Consider the following 20240-nt stretch of genomic DNA (forward strand, 5'->3'; position numbering starts at 1 on the left):
GAGCGGCCCTGACCCTTGTCAGTTCTGCTCAGCTACGCTGGTCTTGCCCTGGCGCGTCTCGATCTCGCCAATCAAGCGCTTGGCGAGTGCCGGGTAGTTCTCGTCGAAGTGGTGACCACCAGGCAGTTTCAGGCGTTCACCCACTGCCGTCTTTTCCGTGCAACCGCTCTCGTCGGTTTCCTCGACGCCATATACGCACACGACCTTGGACGCTGGCAGCTTGGCCATTTCCGGCCCGGTTGGCGCTTCCTGGCCTTCCTTGCCCAGCCAACCCTCGACCTCGATCTCGAAGCTGCCACTGCGCGCAAAGGCTAGCAGCACCACCGCGTCGATACGCTGCTGGTCCTCGACGGGCAGGCGGTTGTAGATTGCCGGCAGCACGTCGGCGCCGAACGAATAGCCGGTCAATACGAAGCGCTTGGTACCCCACTTCTGCCGGTAGTGATGCATTAGCTCGGAAAGGTCGGCGGCGCTTTGTTCCGGGGTCTTGTGCTGCCAGTAGTAGCGCAGCGTGTCGATGCCCACCACCGGGTAACCCAGCTTGGCCATTTCCCCGGCCACGTCGCGGTCCAGGTCGCGCCAGCCGCCATCACCAGAGAGGAACAAGGTAACCGTGTCTGTGGTTTGCCCGGCCGGCACTTCGACCACCGGGATGGCCAGTGCGTTACCGTCGCGGCCGACCAGGGCTTGGGTCAGTTGCGCCTTGAGCACTTGTGGCAAGTGGATGTCGTAGTCGCTGATGCTGGTTTCGGCGTTGGCCTGGTCGCGCACGAAGGCGGCGCTGGCGTCATCCGGGTTGTCGTTCCAGGCGACGTTCCAGTGGCCATGGGCAGCCGATTTGGGCAGCGGAGCCTGGCAGTCAGGCTGTTCGAGGGTGAAGCCCACGGAAATGGCCCGCGCCTTGTCATCGTTCTGGCTGGCCAGCCAGCGCCAGGCCTGGGTGGCACCGGGACCGATGCCGGCGACCAAGGTCGGTTTTTCCTGCAGTTGGGTCAGCGCCTGGTCCATGGCCTGCTGCTGCTTGCTGCAGTCTCCAGACGGCAGAATCACCTGCACCAGCTGGGCTTCACCGGCCTGGCTCAGGTCGAGCAGTTGCTTGCCCGTCAGTGCCTGGTCTTGTGGCACGCCGATGGCCACCCGGGCCTTGGGGTGCACGCCAGGGGTAACACGGGTGATGCTGGTGTCATTGATGCTCATTTGCTCCAGGCGCGCCTCGGGGGCCGGGCGCGTCCACAGCCAGAAGGCCAGCGCACCACCCAGGGCGGCCAGCAGCAGGGGAACCAGCAGGTACAACCAAAAGCGTCGGGTCATCAGCGTTTCACCAATCCAGTCAGGCCGCCTGCAATCAGGGCGGCGGTGTCGGCCAGTGCCACCAGCGGGTCAAGCCCGGCTGGCACGGCCATGTAGCGGGGTTCCCAGTCCGGCTGGAACTTGTCCTTGAAGCGTCGAAGCCCCTGGAAGTTGTAAAGCTGTTCACCGCGGCGGAACACCAGCGAACCCAAGCGCTGGGTCAAGGGGGCGCCGCGCCTGGGTTGCAGGCCGGACAGCGGTACCATGCCCAGGCTGAAACGCCCGTAGTCATGGCTTTTGTAGTGCAGGATCAAGCCGATCATCATGAACTCCATGGTCAGCTTTGGCGCTTCGGGGTGCGCACGCATCAGGTCGAGGCTGGCCAGCTCGTTTCCATGGGTTTCCAGCAAGTTGGCGAAGGCTACCGGGCGGCCCTGGAAGCGAATCAGGGCTATGCGGAAGTGCTGCAGGTAGTCTGGGCTGAAGCGCCCCAGCGAGAAGCCTTTCTCGCGCACGTTTTTACCGCCGAGCCAGGCGTCGGAAATTTCCTTCAGCTCAGCCAGCGGGGCGTGGCCGGGCTCATGGATCTCCAGGCTCAGGCCATCGCGTCCGCCGCGGTTCCAGGTGTAGCGCAGGTCTTTCATCTCCTTGCCTTTGGCTTCAAGGTCAAAGCGGCGCAAGTCGACCCGGGCTTCTTCACCGAGCTTCAATGCGGTCAGGCCGATGTCCATGTAGAACGGCAGGTTCTCCGCGCGTACCTGGTAGAACACGGGGCGTGCGTGGTGCAGGTCGCACAGGTCGCGGAACTGCCAGATCATCTCGGCGCGTTCCTGGGCCGGGCCTATCGGGTCGTACAGCGCCACCAGGCTGCGGCCGCGCCGGGCGTACATGAGGAACGCGTTACCACGCGGGTGGAACAGCAACGCCTTGTCGCCAGTCAGCGCCAAGCCGCCGTCGGGCTGGTCGGAGGCCTGCAGGATGCGGCTGGCGCGTTGCAGCTCTTCTTCATCGGGCAGGTGGATCACGGGCGGCGCTGTGCGCAGCAGCCACGTCAGTGCCACGGCAGCCAGCAGCAAGGCACTGCCCATGGCGGCGCGCAGGCCCCGTGGCGCGTCGGCATCGAGGGTGAACTGCCACCACAGCTGATGGCTGTAAGGCACATCCTGGTAGGCGAACAGCAGAAGCCACACTGATGCGCCCACCGTACAGGCGCTGGCCACCAGGAAAACCGGCGAGAAGGGCAGCTCCAGCAGTCGGCTGGGGCGATAGAACGAGCGGCGGAACAGCGCGAGCAGGGCGGCGGTAAAGGTCAGCAGGCAAGCCTCTTCCCAGTCAAAGCCCTTCAACAGCGACAGCAGGGCGCCGACCAGCAACAGCACGGTGGTCAGTAGCCAGGCGGCGGACAGGCGCCGGCGCAGGCCTTGGGCCAGCAGCAGGCATAGCACACCGATCAGGCTGGCGCCGAAATGAGAGGCGTCGATCAGCCGGTGTGGCACCAGGAAACCCATATGCTCCAGACGCGTATCTATCTCGGGCGTGGCACCGGAAAACAGCAGCACCACGCCGGACAGGAACACCAGAATCGACAGGATCGGTGCGGCCAGACCTGAAGCGGCCTTGATGGCCTGTTGCGCAAACAGCAGGCGTCGGGCTTCATTGGCCAGCAGCAACACGCAGGCCAGCAGCAGTGGCAGCACCACATAGATCAGCCGGTACAGCAGCAAGGCAGCCGCCAGCGGTGCGGCACCGAGCTGGTCGGCAAAGGCCGCCAGCAGGATCGCTTCGAACACCCCGACGCCGCCCGGTACGTGGCTGAGCACGCCCGCAGCCAAGGCCAGCAGGTACACCAGCACGAACGCGCCGAAAGGAGGGGCTTCGGGCAGCAACAGGTAGAGCACGGTGGCCGCCGCCGCCACATCCAGCGCGGTTATCAGCAATTGCAGGGCCGCCAGGCGTGCATCCGGCAGGCGAAGTGTGCGCCGCCCCAGTTGAACGAGCAGGTTATTGGCCGCCGGTTGCTCGGCCAGGCGTCGGCGGTACAAGCCAATTACCAGTAAGGCAGACACCACCAGCACGGCGCTGGCAACAGCTGCCAGCAGGCCGGGCGCCAACCCGAGTGCTGTCGAGGCCGCCGGCAGGTTGCTCAATGTCGCCAAGGCGGCCAGGGGCGGCAGCGCGCAGCCCAGTGACAGGCTGGCAAACACGGTCATGCGTGCGACTTCGCCAGCACCAAGCCCTTGCCGTGCGTACAGGCGATAGCGAACCGAGCCGCCAGAGAGCATCGACAGGCCGATGGCGTTGCCGATGGCAAAGGCGCTGAAGCCGCCCAGTGCCAGGCTGCGTGCTGGCAGTTTCACGCCCGCATAGCGGCTGGCCGACCACTCGTAGCCCAGCAGGATCACAAAGCCGATCACCGTTGCCAGCAAGGCGCCCAGCAATGACTGGGTGGGCACGCTGAGCATGGCATCGTGCAAGGCATAGATGTCCAGCTCGCTCAGCAGGTGGCGGCAGGCAATCAAGGCCATCGTGAACAGTAACAGGGTCACCATCAGGCCTATGGGCTGGCGGTAGCGACTCAGGCGTTCGAGTAGGGGCAGGCGCTGCACAGCACCGGGTAGCGCCGTAGCGAGTGGCACCGGCGGTTCGGGATTGTGCGAAGTCATGAGTTGCCCCGGGCATGCGGCGCGAGGTGAAGGAAAGGTGCGGCCAAGTGAAAGTCCCTTAAGAAAACGTATCCAATGTTACTCCGGCCTCAAGCGTTTGCAGCGGCTTGGCAGGGTTAAAGATAGTTCATCCTGGGCACGACATCTCAAGCCTGCGGGTTGGCATGAGGGGAGGGAAAATCGAGGCGACGAAAATCAGGGAGGTATAAGCAACAAACCCCGCGCTGCTTTTACACAGGCGGGGTTTGTTCTGACGAATATGGTTGCGGGAGCCGGATTTGAACCGACGACCTTCGGGTTATGAGCCCGACGAGCTACCAGGCTGCTCCATCCCGCGTCAGTGGGGCGGATTCTACAGCGTGGAGTTTATATGTCAAGCGCTAGGCTTTGATTTTTCGAGGCTTTTTCGGAAAAGCTTTTTAACGGGCAAAGAAAAAGGCCACTGCGTTAACAGTGGCCTTTTCTCGAATCTGGTTGCGGGAGCCGGATTTGAACCGACGACCTTCGGGTTATGAGCCCGACGAGCTACCAGGCTGCTCCATCCCGCGCCTGTGAGATCGAATTCTACGGATTTACGCTCCGATGTCAAGCAATTGTTTTGGAAAAACCTTTTTTGTTCAAACCCTTAGCGCTTCATAACAGTGTACAGCTCAGTCACGGCGGGGCTTTCAGGCCGATTATCGTGTAGCAAAGCAGGTGAGCTGTTTCAGAGGAGGGCGCATGCGATACTATCTGTATGAATTTACAGTGCTGACGGTCGTCCATGTCCTTGCGCAAGATCATCCACGTCGACTGCGATTGTTTCTACGCTGCGATCGAGATGCGTGATGACCCGCGCCTGGCCGGTCGCCCCATGGCGGTGGGGGGCTCGCCCGACCATCGCGGGGTAATCGCCACCTGCAACTATGAAGCGCGTGCCTATGGCGTGCGCTCGGCCATGTCATCGCGGCATGCGCTGAAGCTCTGCCCCGATCTGTTGATCGTCAAGCCGCGCTTCGAGGCCTACCGTGAGGCCTCGCGGGAAATCCACACGATCTTTCGCGACTACACAGAGCTCATCGAGCCTTTGTCCCTGGACGAAGCCTATCTGGATGTCAGCGACAGCCAGTGGTATTCGGGCAGCGCCACGCGCATTGCCGAGGATATACGCCGGCGTGTTGCCCGCACCCTGCATATCACCGTGTCGGCTGGCGTGGCGCCTAACAAGTTTCTGGCCAAGATCGCCAGTGACTGGCGCAAACCCAACGGGCTGTTCGTGATTACCCCAAATGAAGTGGAAACGTTCGTTGCAGCCTTGCCGGTGGCCAGGTTGCATGGGGTGGGTAAGGTGACGGCCGACAAACTGACGCGGCTGGGCATCGAAACCTGCCTGCAGTTGCGTGAGTGGTCGCGGCTGGCATTGGTGCGCGAGTTCGGCAGTTTTGGCGAGCGGTTGTGGGGGTTGGCGCGGGGGATCGATGAGCGTGCAGTGCATAACGACAGCCGACGCCAGTCGGTGAGTGTGGAAAACACCTACGACACCGACCTGCCAGACCTGGCCAGTTGCTTGGCGCGGCTGCCAGATCTGCTGGCTAGCCTGAACGAACGCATCGCTCGAATGGACAGCAGTTACCGGCCAGACAAGCCGTTCGTCAAGGTCAAGTTCCATGACTTCAGCCAGACCACCATGGAGCAAGCCGGGGCCGGCCGGGACCTGGAGAGTTATCGGCAATTGCTGGGGCAGGCGTTCGCCCGTGGCGGCAAGCCGGTACGCTTGCTAGGGGTAGGGGTGAGGTTGCGTGACTTGCGGGGCGCACATGAACAGCTGGAGCTGTTCCCGCCTAAATGAAAGGGGCTGCACTGCAGCCCCTTCTATTAATGCACGCCTGGATCCGCCACCAACCGGCCAGTGGCCTTGGTCAGCGACTGCAAGAACTCCTGTTGCAGCTCCGGATCGTTGCGGGTCAGCTCGATCAGGCTCTGTTCCATTTCACTGGCTTCCTCTTCAAGGCCCAGTTCGGACAGGCGCTTGACCCGGTGCACCCACTGGCCGACATCATCATCTTCGAGGTCATCGAAGATCAGCTCATGGGCTTCGAGCAGCTTATTGCGCAGCGTAGCGCTGACCAACAGGCTGGCATCGCCTCGTACCGCATTGTCCTCGTCAAGTACTTGCAGGTGCAGGGTGCCGACGTGGTTGAGGTTTTGCTCGGAGAACGGGCTGTCGAGCAGGTTCAGGCGCAGCACGCCGTTGCGGTCCGTGGTCAGCTCGTGGGTCATCTTGCCGGCCTTGACCTCGACCAGGCGCTCGCTCCAGGGCAGGCTGGTGGATTCCTCTCGCTGGCCTTTCTGCACTTCGCTGATCCCGGCCAGGTTCTGCTGGGCGCGGCCGTTGGATGGCACGTTCATGAACGGATTGAGCCCATCCACGCCATAGCTGAGCCAGTCGTGGGTGATACTTTGCGGCAGGTTGCCCAAGGCGAAGACGTTGACCACATTGGCGCCGACACCCGCCACCACGGCCACTGCACCCAGCGGGATCTCGTAGATCTCCCGCCAGGGTTGGTAAGGCGTGTAGCGGTCATAGCGACGGGTCACTTCGAATTCGGTCACTTCGAAGCGCTTTTGCTCATGCACGCGCACACGTCGCTGCGGAAGCTCCATCACCTTCGGCTCGCCGACATCGATCTGCAGGGTGTGCTCGAGCAGTTTGCGCTCGACGCGCTCCTCATGGTCGCTGCGCTGGGACATCTGGTTGGCGCAGCCGCTGACGAGCAGGGCGCCGCACAGTGCGGCGCCCCCAAGGGTAAAGGTACTTCGCTTGTACATGATCACTCGTGCATTGGTTATCAGCGGCGAACGCGGGCCTGCAGGAAGGTCAGCACTTCATTGAGCGGCAACGCCTGGGCGTCCTGCTCGGTGCGGTGCTTGTACTCCAGGTTGCCTTCGGCCAGGCCGCGATCGCTGACGACGATGCGGTGTGGGATGCCAATCAGCTCCATGTCGGCAAACTTGATGCCTGGGCTGGTCTTCTTGTCGCGGTCGTCCAGCAGCACTTCGAAGCCGGCAGCAGTCAGTTCGGCGTACAGCTTGTCGGTTGCCTCACGGACCACCTCGGTTTCATAGCGCAGCGGCACCAGAGCGATCTGGAACGGGGCCAGGGCGTCGTTCCAGATGATGCCCTTGTCGTCATAGCTCTGCTCGATGGCCGCGGCGACCACGCGGGAAACGCCGATGCCGTAGCAGCCCATCGACAGAACCACCGGCTTACCGTTCTCGCCCAGTACCTGGCATTTCAATGCCTCGCTGTACTTGGTACCCAGCTGGAAGATGTGGCCCACTTCGATGCCGCGCTTGATCACCAGGGTGCCCTGGCCGTCCGGGCTTGGGTCGCCTTCGACCACGTTACGCAGGTCGGCAACCTGTGGCACCGGCAGGTCGCGTTCCCAGTTGACGCCGAAGTAGTGCTTGTCGTCGATGTTGGCGCCAATGCCGAAGTCGCTCATCAGGGCAACCGAGCGGTCGATGATGATTTCCAGTGGCAGGTTGAGCGGGCCGAGCGAGCCGGCGCCGGCGCCAATGGCGTCGCGCAGTTCGGCTTCGGTGGCCATGACCAGCGGGTCGGCAACCTGTTCCAGCTTGGTGGCCTTGATTTCGTTCAGTTCGTGGTCGCCACGGACGATCAGGGCAATCAGCTTGCCCTCTTCGGCACCGCGTACGATCAGGGTCTTGACGGTCTTTTCGATCGGCAGGCCGTGGTTTTCCACCAACTGGGCGATGGTCTTGGCGTTCGGGGTGTCGACCAGGCGTAGCTCCTCGGTAGGGGCAGGGCGCACGGTTTCACGCGGGATAGCCTCGGCTTTCTCGATGTTGGCGGCGTAGTCGGAGCTGTCGCTGAAGATTACGTCGTCTTCGCCGGACTCGGCCAGCACGTGGAACTCGTGCGAGTAGCTGCCACCGATCGAGCCGGTATCGGCCTGCACAGGGCGGAAGTCCAGGCCCAGGCGGGTGAACACATTGCTGTACGCCTGGTGCATGCGGTCGTAGGTTTCCTGCAGGGAAGCCTGGTCGGCATGGAACGAGTAGGCGTCCTTCATGATGAACTCGCGGCCACGCATCAGGCCGAAGCGCGGGCGGATTTCGTCACGGAACTTGGTCTGGATCTGGTACAGGTTGAGCGGCAGCTGTTTATAGCTGGACAGCTCGTTACGGGCCAGGTCGGTGATCACTTCTTCGTGGGTAGGGCCGACGCAGAAGTCACGCTGGTGGCGGTCTTTCAGGCGCAGCAGCTCAGGGCCGTATTGCTCCCAGCGACCGGATTCCTGCCACAGCTCGGCGGGCTGGATGCTCGGCATCAGCACCTCCAGGGCGCCGGCGGCGTTCATTTCCTCACGCACCACGGCTTCGACCTTGCGCATTACCCGCAAGCCCATCGGCAGCCAGGTGTACAGGCCGGAGGCCAGTTTGCGGATCATGCCGGCACGCAGCATGAGCTGATGGCTGATGACCACTGCGTCGGCAGGGGTTTCTTTCTGGGTGGCGAGCAAATATTGACTGGTGCGCATGGTTAGCCGTGTCGATTGCCTAAGACGTTGAAATAGCCCCGCATTGTACGGGGGGGAAACGAAGGCGTACAGGATGCCCCAGGGCGTGACACTTGTCAGCCAAGAAAAAGCCCGGCGTGATTGCCGGGCTTTTTCAGGTGCGGGGCACTGCAAGCCAGGCTTACAGGATGCTCAGCGGGTACTCCACGATCAGGCGCAGTTCGTCGATCGATGGGGAATCGTAGTAGACACCATCGGAAGAACGGTAGGTGGCTTGACGCACGCGGAAGCTCAGGTCTTTCGCCGGGCCTTCCTGCAGCACGTACTTGATGTCGACGTCGCGTTCCCATTCTTTGCCGTTGGTGGTGCCGGCGACGTTGGCGTCGGAACCGCGTACATAACGGGTCATGAAGGTCAGGCCTGGAATGCCGTATTCGGCAAAGTTCAGGTCGTAGCGAGCCTGCCAGGATTTCTCGTCTTCGGCGTTGAAGTCGGAGCGGGCCACGGAGTTGGCCAGGAAGATGGTGCCGCCACCGTCGATACCATAGCCATAGTCGCCGTCACCGGTGACTTTCTGGTAGGCCAGGGTGAAGGTGTGAGCGCCGATGTTGTAGGCGCCCGACAGGCTGAACGCGCGGTTGTCCAGCTTCTCGCCATCGAATGCGCGGTACTCGGCAGAGCCTTCGCTCTTGGTGTCATAGATGTTGAAGTCGAACACCAGGCCTTGATTGTCGGAGATTGGCAGCGCCCAGTTGACGTTGGCGTAGTATTTGCGCCAGTAGTCTTCAACCTTCGAGTAGTACAGGCTGGTGCTGAGGTTGTCGGTGAAGGCGTAGGTGCCGCCGACCACGTTGGCTTCCTTCAGGCCGAAGCTGTCGCGGTTGGTTTCCGCCTGGGCAGTCAGGCTGGTGAAGTGACCAGCGTGCAGGGTCAGCCCTTCGATCTCGTTGCTGGTGATCAGGGTGCCCTGGGCGATTTCTGGCAGCAGGCGGCTGTCATCGGTGGCGAAGACCGGCAGTGCGGTGAACTGGTCACCCACTTTCAGCACGGTGTCGGAAATGCGGAATTTGACCGCGCCGCCGCCCTTGGAGTAGTCATCCTGCGAACGGCCGTCGGAACCGGTCGGGAACAGGCCGGTACCGGCACGGCCCTTGCCGCTGTCCAGTTTCAGGCCGAGCATGCCGATGGCATCGACACCTACACCCACGGTGCCTTGGGTGAAGCCGGACTCGAAGGTGCCGACGAAGCCAAGACCCGTTTCTTCTACGCGGCTTTTGTCAGCTGAGGAGTTGTTGCGGAAGTCACGGCTGAAATACAGCATGCGGGTCTTGACGCTCAGCTTGCTGTCTTCGATGAAACCTTTGGACTCGTCCTGTGCCGAGGCCATTGCCAACTGCGAGGTCCCTGCCGAAACGGCCAGGGCGATCATGCTCCACTTCATCACGCGCATCGTGATTTGCTCCTTTGGTTTTTAGGAAGAGTACCGCTGCGTCCAAGTCTTTTAGTTATATGGGGCAGCTCTTTCTTGTTATGTCGGCGAAAATGTATAGCACGCAGACTGTTGTTGGCGATATGGCTATAAGCACTCTTTGCGGAACTTTTTCACCGTGTCGCTTTTAAGTATTTCCATGTCGCAAATCACGCCCCGGTTCAGGGGCCGTATAACCTCAGCGCTGTTCCTGTCACCGTAATGAATCGGTAACTGCCGATTCCGGATGAGGAAACTCCCTGGTCACCCATGTCGCTGTTGTTATTTGTCGCGTACAGCTGCCACTGCAGGTGTCGTGCCGACTTGGCGTGAAGGGAATGCAACAAGCGTGCTCAAAATTCGCAACAGTTCATGAAATTTTCACAAAACCTGCTACCGAGGGTCGGAAAGTGCCGTAAATGCGGGACGAAGGCGGCGTGAGTGATTTTTGGGATCGAGAATCATTAAAATTTAAAAACCTGCCATTAGAGTCAAAGTGTTACCGCAACTTGTTCATCCAGCGTCGTTTGTGGGGTGGTCAGTGTGGGAGGGGCGGGCAGGTGGCCTCATTTTGGTGCGAAAAGTAGCGCTGTGTTACCGGGAGTGTGCAAGGTATCCTTGCTGGCCTGTTTTCCGCCTGAAGCGGGATGGTATTGCCTGAAGGAGATATGCCGTGTTCGTCCTCGATTCGCGTTTGCAGCAGGATTCGCTGGTGTTGGGAGAGTTTTCGCTGTGCCAGTTGCTGCTGAGCAAGGATGCCAATTACCCATGGTTCATTCTGGTGCCCAAGCGCGCTGGTGTCAGTGAGCTGTTCGAGCTGGATGCGGCAGAGCAACAGCAGTTGTGGCAGGAAACCACCTTGTTGGCAGAAGCGCTGAAGGCCAGCTATGGGGCCGACAAGATGAACGTGGCTACCTTGGGCAACGTGGTCAGCCAGTTGCACATGCATGTGATCGTGCGCCAGCGCGACGACGCCGCGTGGCCGGCACCGGTATGGGGCAAGTGTGCGCCTGTGGGCTACACCGATGATCAACTGCAAGCCGTTCGCCAGCGTCTGCGCGGGCTACAACTTGCTGGTTACCAAGAGGCCTGAGATGACACTGGAAATGCGGATGGTCGAACTGGAAACCCGTCAGGCGTTTCAGGATGACGCTATCCAGGCGCTGAATGACGTGGTGGTGGAGCAAGCGCGTGTGATCGAGCGGCTGCAATTGCAGATGGCCGAGCTGATCAGGCGCCATGAAGAGATGGTTGGCCAGTATGGCAGCGAAGGGGAAGAGGCCCCGCCTCCTCATTATTGAGTTGTTCCCGGCTGCTATCGCCGGCAAGCCAGCCCCCACAGGTGTGATGCTGCCTTCAGGTGCAGCACGGCCCTTGTGGGCGTTGGCTTGCCGTTGATAGCGTCGGCCGGTCAGCCGTTGGTCAGCGGCGGGTTACTGCAACCACGTCTTCGGCCTGCAGGCCCTTGTCGCGGTGCATCACCGAAAACTCCACGCGCTGGCCTTCGACCAGAATGCGGTGGCCCTCGCCGCGGATGGCCCGAAAGTGCACGAAAATGTCATCACCCGAGTCTCGGGAGATAAAACCAAAGCCTTTCGATGTGTTGAACCATTTGACGGTGCCGGTATCACGGTTGCCGGCATCTTGTGCCACGTGTTGACTGCCGCGTGCCTTGCGCGGGCTGCGGGCAAAGCCCACGGCCAGATGCAGGGCCACGGCCAGCGCCGCACACACCAGGGCTGCCAGGTTGCCCATTTCCGGGCGGGCCAGTAGCGTCAGGGTCTGCAGCACGACGGCGACCACCAGCAGGGCGCAGGCCAGGTGCTGCAGTTGTTGCCGCGCGCCGCGATGATACAGCGGCACGACCGGGGCCAGCACCAGATTGAGCAGGCCGAGCAGGGCCAGGTAGACCGCGTCGGGTTGCTGCAGGAAGGGTGTCGCATCGGTTTTCAGGCTGGGTATGAGCGATAGCAGCAAAGCTGCGACGCCCGTCACCAGATGGACGATCTTGAACATGGGGTTGGCTCACTGTTGATAAGGCCGATCACAGGAAGAGCTGGCAGCACGGTGCGCATGAGATATAGAGCGCGAACACGTGGCAGGCCAGCCTATGCACCCGGCAATGACAGTCCGCACGGGTGGCACAGTGCCTATTTAACAGTAAAGCCACAGCCTACTCAAACCGCGGGCCGCCCAGTGGCGATGTATTGCGCCATGTCACATGCGGGATGCGACAAGTGTTGCTACAGTGGTCGGCGCCCGCTTGAGTCTCAAGCCTTATGGAAAGGGGAGCTTCATGGCAATCGATATCGGTATCAGTGAAGAAGATCGCAAGTCCATCGTCGATGGGCTGTCCCGCCTGTTGTCGGATACCTACGTGCTGTATCTGAAAACCCATAACTTTCACTGGAACGTCACCGGCCCGTCGTTCCGCACCCTGCACCTGATGTTCGAAGAGCAGTACAACGAACTGGCGCTGGCAGTCGATTCGATCGCCGAGCGCATCCGTGCCTTGGGCTTCCCGGCACCGGGTTCGTATGCATTTTATGCACGGCACTCGTCGATCAAGGAGGAGGAAGGCGTCCCCCCGGCAGACGAGATGATCCGCCAGTTGGTTCAGGGGCAGGAGGCCGTGGTACGCACTGCGCGCAGCATTTTCCCTGTGGTGGACAAGGTCAGTGACGAGCCGACCGCCGACCTGCTGACACAGCGCATGCAGGTACACGAGAAAACCGCCTGGATGCTGCGGGTACTGCTCGACGGCAAGTAACCGTTGCTCAAGGCGGAAAGCTTGCGCAACCGCTGTGGGAGCGGGCACGCCCGCGAACACCGGCGCAGCCGGTGCCCACCATTCATCGGCAGCCGCCTGCCAGGTGCAGTGCGTTATACCTTGGTCGACGGGCACCTCTGCCACGAGGCCTGAGTAACCCCTGTGGGAGCGGCCTTGTGTCGCGATAGGGCCGCAAAGCGGCCCCAGCAATCTATGCATGATGCCGAGATCCTGGGGCCGCTGCGCGGCCCTTTCGCGACGCAAGGCCGCTCCCACAGGCTCCGCCTGGCAATCCGGTATTTGCGAAGGAACATTTTGCCGCTGCTTTAAGCTCGCCCGTCAGCGCTTCATAGGCCACCTGGTACCTGTGACGAGGAAGTGTGGCGCATGATGCAAGCGAGCAAACGTATGGCTGGCCAGGGCAGCTGGCCAGGAAAACAGTGCATCGACCCGTTCAAGGCTGACTTCGACATGTTGCAGACGCAGCCGGTGTCACGTTCGGTGTGGCTCAACGGCTTTTCTACCTGTTTGCGCCTGGAGGCTGTCTACTGGGGTATCCTTGAGCGCATCGCTGCCGCCAACCGTTGTTCGGTCAGTGCGGTGTTGTCCTACGTGGACCGTGAAGTGCACCTGCGCCAGGGCGGAGTGCGCAACTTCAGCGGGCTGATCCGGGTAATCTGCGTGGCGTGGCTGCAGGACCCGCCAAGTGTGCGCTGATCGCCAGGCGGGCTGCGCAGTGCTTGCTAACCATATATAATCCCGCTTTTTGCTGCCCCCCGGCAGCCAGCGTTATGGTTGACGAGAGACACCCATGCCCCTTTATGACTATCAATGTGCGTCCTGCGAGCACCGCATGGAAGTGCTGCAGAAGATCAGCGCCGCGCCGCTGACCGATTGCCCGGCCTGTCAGGCGCCGGCACTGAAAAAGCTGCTGTCGGTGCCAGGCTTTCGCCTGAGCGGTAACGGTTGGTACGAAACCGACTTCAAGACCGGGGCGAAAAAGAATCTGGCAGGCGGCGACAAGGCCGACTGAGTTGAATGCTGTGACCGGGTCTTGCAGTATTAGCCCTCCGGGCGGCCAAGGCCTCCACCGAATACACGAATCACGAGAAGCGAAACCACCATCATGATGCGCAGCCATTATTGCGGCCAACTGAACGAGAGCCTGGACGGCCAGGAAGTCACCCTTTGCGGCTGGGTCCATCGTCGCCGCGACCACGGCGGGGTGATCTTCCTCGACATCCGTGACCGCGAAGGCATGGCCCAGGTCGTGTTCGACCCGGATCGCGCCGAAACCTTCGCTGCCGCCGACCGTGTGCGCAGCGAATACGTCGTGCAGATCACCGGCAAGGTCCGCAAGCGTCCTGAAGGTGCAGTGAATGCCAACATGGCATCCGGTGCCATCGAGATCCTCGGCTACCAGCTGAACGTGCTCAACGAAGCGGAAACCCCGCCGTTCCCCCTGAACGAATACTCCGACGTCGGCGAGGAAACCCGCCTGCGTTACCGCTTCATCGATCTGCGTCGCCCGGAAATGGCCGACAAGCTGCGCCTGCGCTCGCGCATCACCAGCAGCATCCGTCGCTTCCTCGACGAAAACGGCTTCCTCGACGTCGAAACCCCGATCCTCACCCGAGCCACGCCGGAAGGCGCGCGCGACTACCTGGTGCCAAGCCGTACCCACGCCGGTAGCTTCTTCGCCCTGCCGCAATCGCCACAGCTGTTCAAGCAGCTGCTGATGGTCGCTGGCTTCGACCGTTACTACCAGATCGCCAAGTGCTTCCGTGACGAAGACCTGCGTGCCGACCGTCAGCCGGAATTCACCCAGATCGACATCGAGACCAGTTTCCTCGATGAAAGCGAGATCATGGGCCTGACCGAAAGCATGATCCGCAAGCTGTTCAAGGAAGTGCTCGACCTGGAATTCGGCGAATTCCCGCACATGACCTTCGAAGAGGCCATGCGCCGCTACGGCTCCGACAAGCCAGACCTGCGTATTCCGCTGGAGCTGGTTGACGTTGCCGACCAGCTGAAGGATGTCGACTTCAAGGTGTTCGCCGGCCCGGCCAACGATCCGAAGTGCCGCGTTACCGCCCTGCGTCTGCCAGGTGGTGCCAGCATGCCGCGCAGCAAAATCGACGAGTACACCAAGTTCGTCGGTATCTACGGTGCCAAGGGGCTGGCCTACATCAAGGTCAACGAGCGCGCCAAGGGCGTCGAAGGCCTGCAGTCGCCGATCGTCAAGAACATCCCTGAGGCCAACCTCAACAACATCCTCGATCGCGTTGGCGCCGTAGACGGTGACATCGTGTTCTTCGGTGCCGACAAGTTCAAGGTGGTCAGCGAAGCCCTGGGTGCGCTGCGTATTCGTCTGGGTCACGACTTCGAGCTGCTGACCTGCGAGTGGGCGCCGATGTGGGTCGTCGACTTCCCAATGTTCGAAGAGAACGAAGACGGCAGCTTCACGGCATTGCACCACCCGTTCACCGCGCCGAAGTGCACGCCGGAAGAGCTCGAGGCCAATCCGGCCACTGCCCTGTCCCGTGCCTACGACATGGTGCTGAACGGTACCGAGCTGGGTGGCGGTTCGATCCGTATCCACCGTAAAGAGATGCAACAGGCGGTATTCCGTCTGTTGGGTATCGAGGCAGAAGAACAGGAAGAGAAGTTTGGCTTCCTGCTCGACGCTCTGAAGTTCGGGGCACCGCCTCACGGTGGCCTGGCGTTCGGTCTGGACCGTCTGGTCATGCTGATGACCGGCGCTCAGTCGATCCGTGAAGTGATCGCGTTCCCGAAAACCCAGAGCGCCGCATGCGTCATGACCCAGGCCCCTGGCATGGTCGACGCCAAGGCCCTGCGCGAGCTGCACATCCGACTGCGCGAACAGACCAAGGTCGAGTAAGCAGTCCCCGGGCGCATCCACATGGATGCGCCTTTGCGTTTCGACGCAGGTATTTTCCCGTCCCGCCCCGTCATGGGGCGGGGCTGTTTGTGATTCAAAGGATTCGGAGTCGTTATGGCTGGTCATTCCAAGTGGGCGAACATCAAGCACCGCAAAGAGCGCCAGGATGCCAAGAGGGGCAAGGTCTTCACCAAGTGGATCCGCGAACTGACGGTCGCTGCCAAGCAGGGTGGCCCTGATCCGGCATCCAACCCGCGCCTTCGCCTGGCGCTGGACAAGGCGTTGGGCGCCAACATGAGCCGCGACATCATCGATCGTGCCGTGGCCCGTGGTGCTGGCACCAATGAAAGCGACAATGTCGAAGAGCTTAGCTACGAAGGTTACGGCCCGGGTGGCGTGGCGATCATGGTCGAAGCCATGACCGACAACCGCAACCGTACCGCCGCGGCCGTGCGCCATGCCTTCACCAAGTGTGGCGGCAACCTGGGTACTGACGGTTCTGTGGCCTACCTGTTCGAACGCAAAGGCCAGATCAGCTTTGCTCCGGGCGTGGAAGAGGACGCGTTGATGGAAGCGGCAATGGAAGCCGATGCCGACGACGTGGTTGCCAACGACGACGGCTCCTTCGACGTGTTCACCTCGTTCAACAGCTTCTATGCCGTGCGTAATGCCTTGGAAGAGGCTGGCTTCAAGGCCGCTGACGCGGAAATCGTCATGCAGCCGACCACCAGCGCCGAACTCGACCAGGACGGTGCCGAAAAGGTGCTCAAGCTGATCGACATGCTCGAAGACCTGGATGACGTGCAGAACGTTTACTCCAACGCCCAGATTTCCGATGAGATCATGGAAAACCTCGGCTAAGGTGATTTGGCATTTTGTGCCAACTCTGAGCGTTTGATAGCGCCTGTGCCGGCCCTTTCGCGGGTAAACCCGCTCCTACAGGTATTACGCCCATTTCAAATGTGGTGCAGTACCTGTAGGAGCGGGTTTACCCGCGAAAGGGCCGGCGCAGTTTGTAGAGATGCATCATTTTTTCGACGGGCTTTATGACTCTGATTCTAGGTATCGACCCCGGCTCGCGCATCACCGGCTATGGCGTGGTACGCCAGACCGCCCGTGGTTGCGAGTACGTGGCGTCGGGCTGCATCCGCACCGGCAGCGGTGAGCTGCACGAGCGGCTGCAGATTGTTTTTCGTGGTGTCAGTGAAATCATTGCTCAGCACGGCCCGGTGACCATGGGCATCGAACGGGTGTTCATGGCCCGCAACGCCGATTCGGCGCTCAAGCTTGGCCAGGCACGTGGCGCGGCTATCGTCGCCGCCGCCGAGGCCGGCCTGGAGATCGCCGAGTACAGCGCCACCCAGGTCAAGCAGGCCGTGGCCGGCACGGGGGGGGCCAACAAGGAGCAGGTGATGATGATGGTCATGCACCTGCTGAAATTGACGCAAAAACCGCAGATCGACGCTTCCGATGCCCTGGCCATCGCCCTGTGCCACGCCCACACCCGCTCCAGCCTGGTGCCGCATGGCTTGAGCACAGCGCGGCGACGCGGCGGGCGCTTGCGTCTGTAAGCGCTTCATGCGCTGATACACATTTTGTTCGGGTGATGCATTCACCTGCTGCATTTGCTGATAGGGTTGAGCGGTCTTTGACCGGCTCCCCGAGAGGAAGGATCGGAACGTGATTGGACGTTTGCGCGGCACCCTGGCGGAAAAACAACCGCCTCACCTGATTATCGACGTCAACGGCGTGGGTTACGAACTGGAAGTTCCCATGACCACGCTGTACCGTCTGCCCAAAGTGGGTGAAACCGTCACGGTGCATACCCACCTGGTCGTGCGCGAAGATGCCCACTTGCTCTACGGCTTTGCCGAAAAACGTGAGCGCGAGCTGTTCCGCGAGCTGATCCGCCTGAACGGCGTAGGGCCTAAGCTGGCCCTGGCGCTGATGTCCGGGCTGGAAGTGGATGAACTGGTGCGCTGCGTGCAGGCCCAGGACACCTCAGCCCTGGTGCGCGTGCCGGGCGTCGGCAAGAAAACCGCCGAGCGCTTGCTGGTCGAGCTCAAGGACCGTTTCAAGGCCTGGGAAACCTCGCCGGCCATGTTCACCCTGGTGTCCGATGGGCCTTTGCCGGTTGCCAGCGAGTCCAGTGCCGAGGCCGATGCAGTCAGTGCCTTGGTCTCGCTGGGCTACAAGCCGCAGGAAGCCAGCAAGGCAATTGCCGCGATCAAGGACAAGGCCGGCCTGAGCAGTGAAGAGCTGATCCGCCGCAGCCTGAAAGGGATGATTTCCAAGTGATCGAAGCCGACCGCCTGATCGCCGCCAGTGGCCGCGACCGCGAAGAAGTCCAGGACCGTGCGATTCGCCCGCTGAGCCTGGACGAGTACATTGGCCAGCCGGTGGTGCGCGAGCAGATGGCGCTGTTCATCCAGGCCGCCCGCGGCCGCGGCGAGTCGCTTGACCACACGCTGATCTTCGGCCCGCCCGGCCTGGGCAAGACCACCCTGGCCAACATCATCGCCCATGAAATGGGCGTGTCGGTGAAGAGCACTTCGGGGCCGATTCTCGAGCGCCCCGGCGACCTGGCAGCCATGCTGACCAACCTCGAGCCGCACGACGTGCTGTTCATCGACGAAATCCACCGGCTGTCGCCTGTGGTCGAAGAAGTGCTTTACCCGGCCATGGAGGACTTCCAGCTCGACATCATGATCGGCGAAGGCCCGGCAGCCCGTTCTATCAAGCTCGATCTGCCACCCTTCACCCTGGTGGGGGCTACTACCCGTGCCGGCATGCTGACCAACCCGCTGCGTGACCGCTTCGGTATCGTGCAGCGCCTGGAGTTCTACAACGACAAGGATCTGAGCACCATCGTCAGCCGCTCGGCCAACATCCTTGGCCTTGCCATCGAAGACCAGGGGGCCTACGAGATCGCCCGTCGTGCCCGTGGCACGCCGCGCATCGCCAACCGCCTGCTGCGCCGCGTGCGTGACTATGCCGAGGTACGCGGCAAGGGCCAGATCACCAAGGCCGTGGCTGACATGGCGCTGAACCTGCTGGATGTCGACGAGCGGGGTTTCGACCATTCCGACCGTCGCCTGCTGCTGACCATGATCGAGAAGTTCGACGGCGGCCCGGTGGGCGTGGACAACCTGGCTGCAGCCATCAGCGAAGAGCGTCATACCATCGAAGATGTGCTTGAGCCGTACCTGATTCAGCAGGGCTACATCATGCGCACGCCACGCGGCCGCGTGGTCACCCGGCATGCCTACCTGCACTTTGGGCTGAATATTCCCGGGCGCTTGGGGGAGGGGGGCGATTTTTCCGAGCCAGGCGATGAATGACAGATCAAAAGCGACTTTTCGTGGTCCTACCGCTGGCATGCCCTGGGTGCGCTGGCAATAAGACATTAATGAAGAAAAAACAGTTGCCACAGCGGATTGGCAAGCTGAGGAGTAAGCACTAGAGTATGCGCGCGCAAAATCAGCTCGAACCGTTCGCACACCGGTGTCGCGTCTATTACGAAGATACCGATGCGGGCGGCGTGGTGTATTACGTCAACTACCTGAAATTCATGGAGCGCGCGCGCACCGAACGCCTGCGGCACCTGGGCTTTTCCCAGTCGCAGCTGGCTGAAGACAACCTGCTGTTCGTGGTCCATTCCAGCGAAGCGCGCTATCACGCGCCGGCGCGGCTGGATGACGAATTGCGGGTGACCGCGCAAGTACTTGAACTCAATCGCGCCAGCTTGCGTTTCGTACAGCAGGTCTGGCGGGAAAAGGATGAAACGCTGCTTTGCGAAGGGCAGTTCCTGGTGGCTGCCGTGCGCGCCGACACTTTCAAACCCCGAGCCCTACCCCCCCAGCTGCGCGACGCCTTTGCGGCGGACGGCTCGGGTAATCAATCGAATGCAGGAGAATAAGCGTGGAAGCTAACGTCGTCGACCATACCTCCATGTGGAGTCTGGTCAGCAATGCCAGCGTGGTGGTACAGCTGGTAATGCTGACCCTGGTGGCCGCCTCGGTCACCTCATGGATCATGATCTTCCAGCGCAGCACCATGCTGCGCGCCGGTCGTCGTGCGCTGGATGCCTTCGAAGAGCGTTTCTGGTCAGGCATCGACCTGTCCAAGCTGTACCGCCAGGCAGGCAGCAACCCAGACCCGGACTCCGGCGTGGAGCAGGTGTTCCGTGCCGGTTTCAAGGAGTTCTCGCGCCTGCGCCAGCAGCCGGGTGTCGACCCGGACGCTGTCATGGAAGGTGTTGGCCGTGCCATGCGTGTGGCCATCTCGCGCGAGGAAGAAAAACTCGAGCAGAGCTTGCCGTTCCTGGCCACCGTTGGTTCGACCAGCCCGTACATCGGCCTGTTCGGCACCGTGTGGGGCATCATGAACTCCTTCCGCGGCCTGGCCAGCGCACAGCAGGCCACCCTGGCCACCGTTGCACCGGGCATTGCCGAAGCACTGATCGCAACCGCCATCGGCCTGTTCGCGGCAATCCCGGCTGTCATTGCCTACAACCGTTTCGCCGCGCGCAGTGAAATACTGATCGGCCGTTACTACACCTTCGCCGACGAGTTCCAGGCGATCCTGCACCGCAAAGTGCACACCAGCGAAGAGTAATCAGGTA

General features: G+C 61.5%; 19 protein-coding genes, 2 tRNA genes and 1 pseudogene. 14 read left to right on the forward strand and 8 right to left on the reverse strand.

All coding sequences use genetic code 11. The annotated features are described in order from the left end of the window. Window positions 1-18 precede the first annotated feature (18 nt). The 4 genes from KW568_RS06715 to KW568_RS06730 all read right to left on the reverse strand — a co-directional run bounded on the left by KW568_RS06715 (window position 19) and on the right by KW568_RS06730 (window position 4501). The gene (locus tag KW568_RS06715) at window positions 19-1311 is read right to left on the reverse strand and encodes a virulence factor family protein (protein ID WP_004576167.1); all 1293 of its coding nucleotides are present in this window, start codon (window positions 1309-1311) and stop codon (window positions 19-21) included. Next, window positions 1311-3953, reverse strand: coding sequence for a bifunctional lysylphosphatidylglycerol flippase/synthetase MprF (gene mprF, locus KW568_RS06720; protein WP_003254792.1), 2643 nt, complete (start codon window positions 3951-3953; stop codon window positions 1311-1313). Before mprF ends, KW568_RS06715 begins: the two co-directional genes overlap by 1 nt. Window positions 3954-4213: 260 nt before the next feature. Further along, window positions 4214-4290 (reverse strand) — tRNA-Met (locus KW568_RS06725). Window positions 4291-4424: 134 nt separating this feature from the next. Then, window positions 4425-4501 (reverse strand) — tRNA-Met (locus tag KW568_RS06730). Window positions 4502-4722: 221 nt separating this feature from the next. Between KW568_RS06730 and dinB the strand changes: the two genes are divergently transcribed. Further along, window positions 4723-5781 (forward strand): DNA polymerase IV, encoded by a 1059-nt coding sequence (dinB, locus tag KW568_RS06735; RefSeq protein ID WP_167398639.1) that lies wholly within the window; start codon window positions 4723-4725, stop codon window positions 5779-5781. 26 nt (window positions 5782-5807) lie between these two features. Here dinB and KW568_RS06740 read toward each other — a convergent pair whose 3' ends face one another. The 3 genes from KW568_RS06740 to KW568_RS06750 form a co-directional block, all read right to left on the reverse strand. Beyond that, on the reverse strand, window positions 5808-6761 hold the full coding sequence (locus KW568_RS06740) for a hypothetical protein (protein WP_003254789.1): 954 nt from the start codon (window positions 6759-6761) through the stop codon (window positions 5808-5810). Window positions 6762-6781: 20 nt separating this feature from the next. After that, on the reverse strand, window positions 6782-8497 hold the full coding sequence (locus KW568_RS06745; protein ID WP_004575745.1) for a proline--tRNA ligase: 1716 nt from the start codon (window positions 8495-8497) through the stop codon (window positions 6782-6784). A 160-nt stretch (window positions 8498-8657) separates the two neighbouring features. Then, window positions 8658-9926, reverse strand: coding sequence for an OprD family porin (locus KW568_RS06750; RefSeq protein ID WP_004575744.1), 1269 nt, complete (start codon window positions 9924-9926; stop codon window positions 8658-8660). A gap of 691 nt (window positions 9927-10617) precedes the next feature. Between KW568_RS06750 and KW568_RS06755 the strand changes: the two genes are divergently transcribed. Beyond that, complete coding sequence (locus tag KW568_RS06755; RefSeq protein ID WP_003254786.1) at window positions 10618-11037, forward strand: HIT domain-containing protein; 420 nt, start codon at window positions 10618-10620, stop codon at window positions 11035-11037. A gap of 1 nt (window position 11038) precedes the next feature. Then, entirely contained in the window at window positions 11039-11245 is a 207-nt protein-coding gene (locus KW568_RS06760; protein ID WP_003254785.1) for a SlyX family protein, read from the forward strand. Between the two features lie 121 nt (window positions 11246-11366). Here KW568_RS06760 and KW568_RS30940 read toward each other — a convergent pair whose 3' ends face one another. Further along, the gene (locus tag KW568_RS30940) at window positions 11367-11960 is read right to left on the reverse strand and encodes a cold-shock protein (RefSeq protein ID WP_003254784.1); all 594 of its coding nucleotides are present in this window, start codon (window positions 11958-11960) and stop codon (window positions 11367-11369) included. A gap of 280 nt (window positions 11961-12240) precedes the next feature. Between KW568_RS30940 and KW568_RS06770 the strand changes: the two genes are divergently transcribed. The 11 genes and pseudogenes from KW568_RS06770 to tolQ all read left to right on the forward strand — a co-directional run bounded on the left by KW568_RS06770 (window position 12241) and on the right by tolQ (window position 20233). Then, window positions 12241-12714: a Dps family protein gene (locus KW568_RS06770; protein ID WP_003254783.1), complete on the forward strand. Its 474-nt coding sequence runs from the start codon at window positions 12241-12243 to the stop codon at window positions 12712-12714. 78 nt (window positions 12715-12792) lie between these two features. Next, a pseudogene (locus KW568_RS31060) lies at window positions 12793-12867 on the forward strand (dihydroorotase); the annotation flags it as partial. A gap of 234 nt (window positions 12868-13101) precedes the next feature. After that, the gene (locus KW568_RS06775; RefSeq protein ID WP_004575742.1) at window positions 13102-13431 is read left to right on the forward strand and encodes a ribbon-helix-helix domain-containing protein; all 330 of its coding nucleotides are present in this window, start codon (window positions 13102-13104) and stop codon (window positions 13429-13431) included. 94 nt (window positions 13432-13525) lie between these two features. Then, complete coding sequence (locus KW568_RS06780; RefSeq protein ID WP_003254776.1) at window positions 13526-13747, forward strand: FmdB family zinc ribbon protein; 222 nt, start codon at window positions 13526-13528, stop codon at window positions 13745-13747. 93 nt (window positions 13748-13840) lie between these two features. Continuing rightward, the gene (gene aspS, locus KW568_RS06785) at window positions 13841-15616 is read left to right on the forward strand and encodes an aspartate--tRNA ligase (protein ID WP_004575741.1); all 1776 of its coding nucleotides are present in this window, start codon (window positions 13841-13843) and stop codon (window positions 15614-15616) included. 114 nt (window positions 15617-15730) lie between these two features. Further along, a complete protein-coding gene (locus tag KW568_RS06790; RefSeq protein ID WP_003254770.1) occupies window positions 15731-16477 on the forward strand; it encodes a YebC/PmpR family DNA-binding transcriptional regulator in 747 nt (248 codons plus the stop codon). A 185-nt stretch (window positions 16478-16662) separates the two neighbouring features. Next, a complete protein-coding gene (gene ruvC / locus KW568_RS06795; RefSeq protein WP_003254769.1) occupies window positions 16663-17187 on the forward strand; it encodes a crossover junction endodeoxyribonuclease RuvC in 525 nt (174 codons plus the stop codon). A gap of 109 nt (window positions 17188-17296) precedes the next feature. After that, window positions 17297-17914 (forward strand): Holliday junction branch migration protein RuvA, encoded by a 618-nt coding sequence (gene ruvA, locus KW568_RS06800; RefSeq protein WP_003254768.1) that lies wholly within the window; start codon window positions 17297-17299, stop codon window positions 17912-17914. Further along, complete coding sequence (ruvB, locus tag KW568_RS06805) at window positions 17911-18957, forward strand: Holliday junction branch migration DNA helicase RuvB (protein ID WP_003254766.1); 1047 nt, start codon at window positions 17911-17913, stop codon at window positions 18955-18957. Before ruvA ends, ruvB begins: the two co-directional genes overlap by 4 nt. A gap of 125 nt (window positions 18958-19082) precedes the next feature. Beyond that, on the forward strand, window positions 19083-19535 hold the full coding sequence (gene ybgC, locus KW568_RS06810) for a tol-pal system-associated acyl-CoA thioesterase (protein WP_003254764.1): 453 nt from the start codon (window positions 19083-19085) through the stop codon (window positions 19533-19535). A 2-nt stretch (window positions 19536-19537) separates the two neighbouring features. Continuing rightward, window positions 19538-20233, forward strand: a complete 696-nt coding sequence (gene tolQ / locus KW568_RS06815; protein ID WP_003254762.1) for a protein TolQ — start codon at window positions 19538-19540, stop codon at window positions 20231-20233. Window positions 20234-20240: the final 7 nt, after the last annotated feature.

The sequence above is a fragment of the Pseudomonas sp. HD6515 genome, assembly GCF_024971855.1.
GTDB lineage: Bacteria > Pseudomonadota > Gammaproteobacteria > Pseudomonadales > Pseudomonadaceae > Aquipseudomonas > Aquipseudomonas alloputida.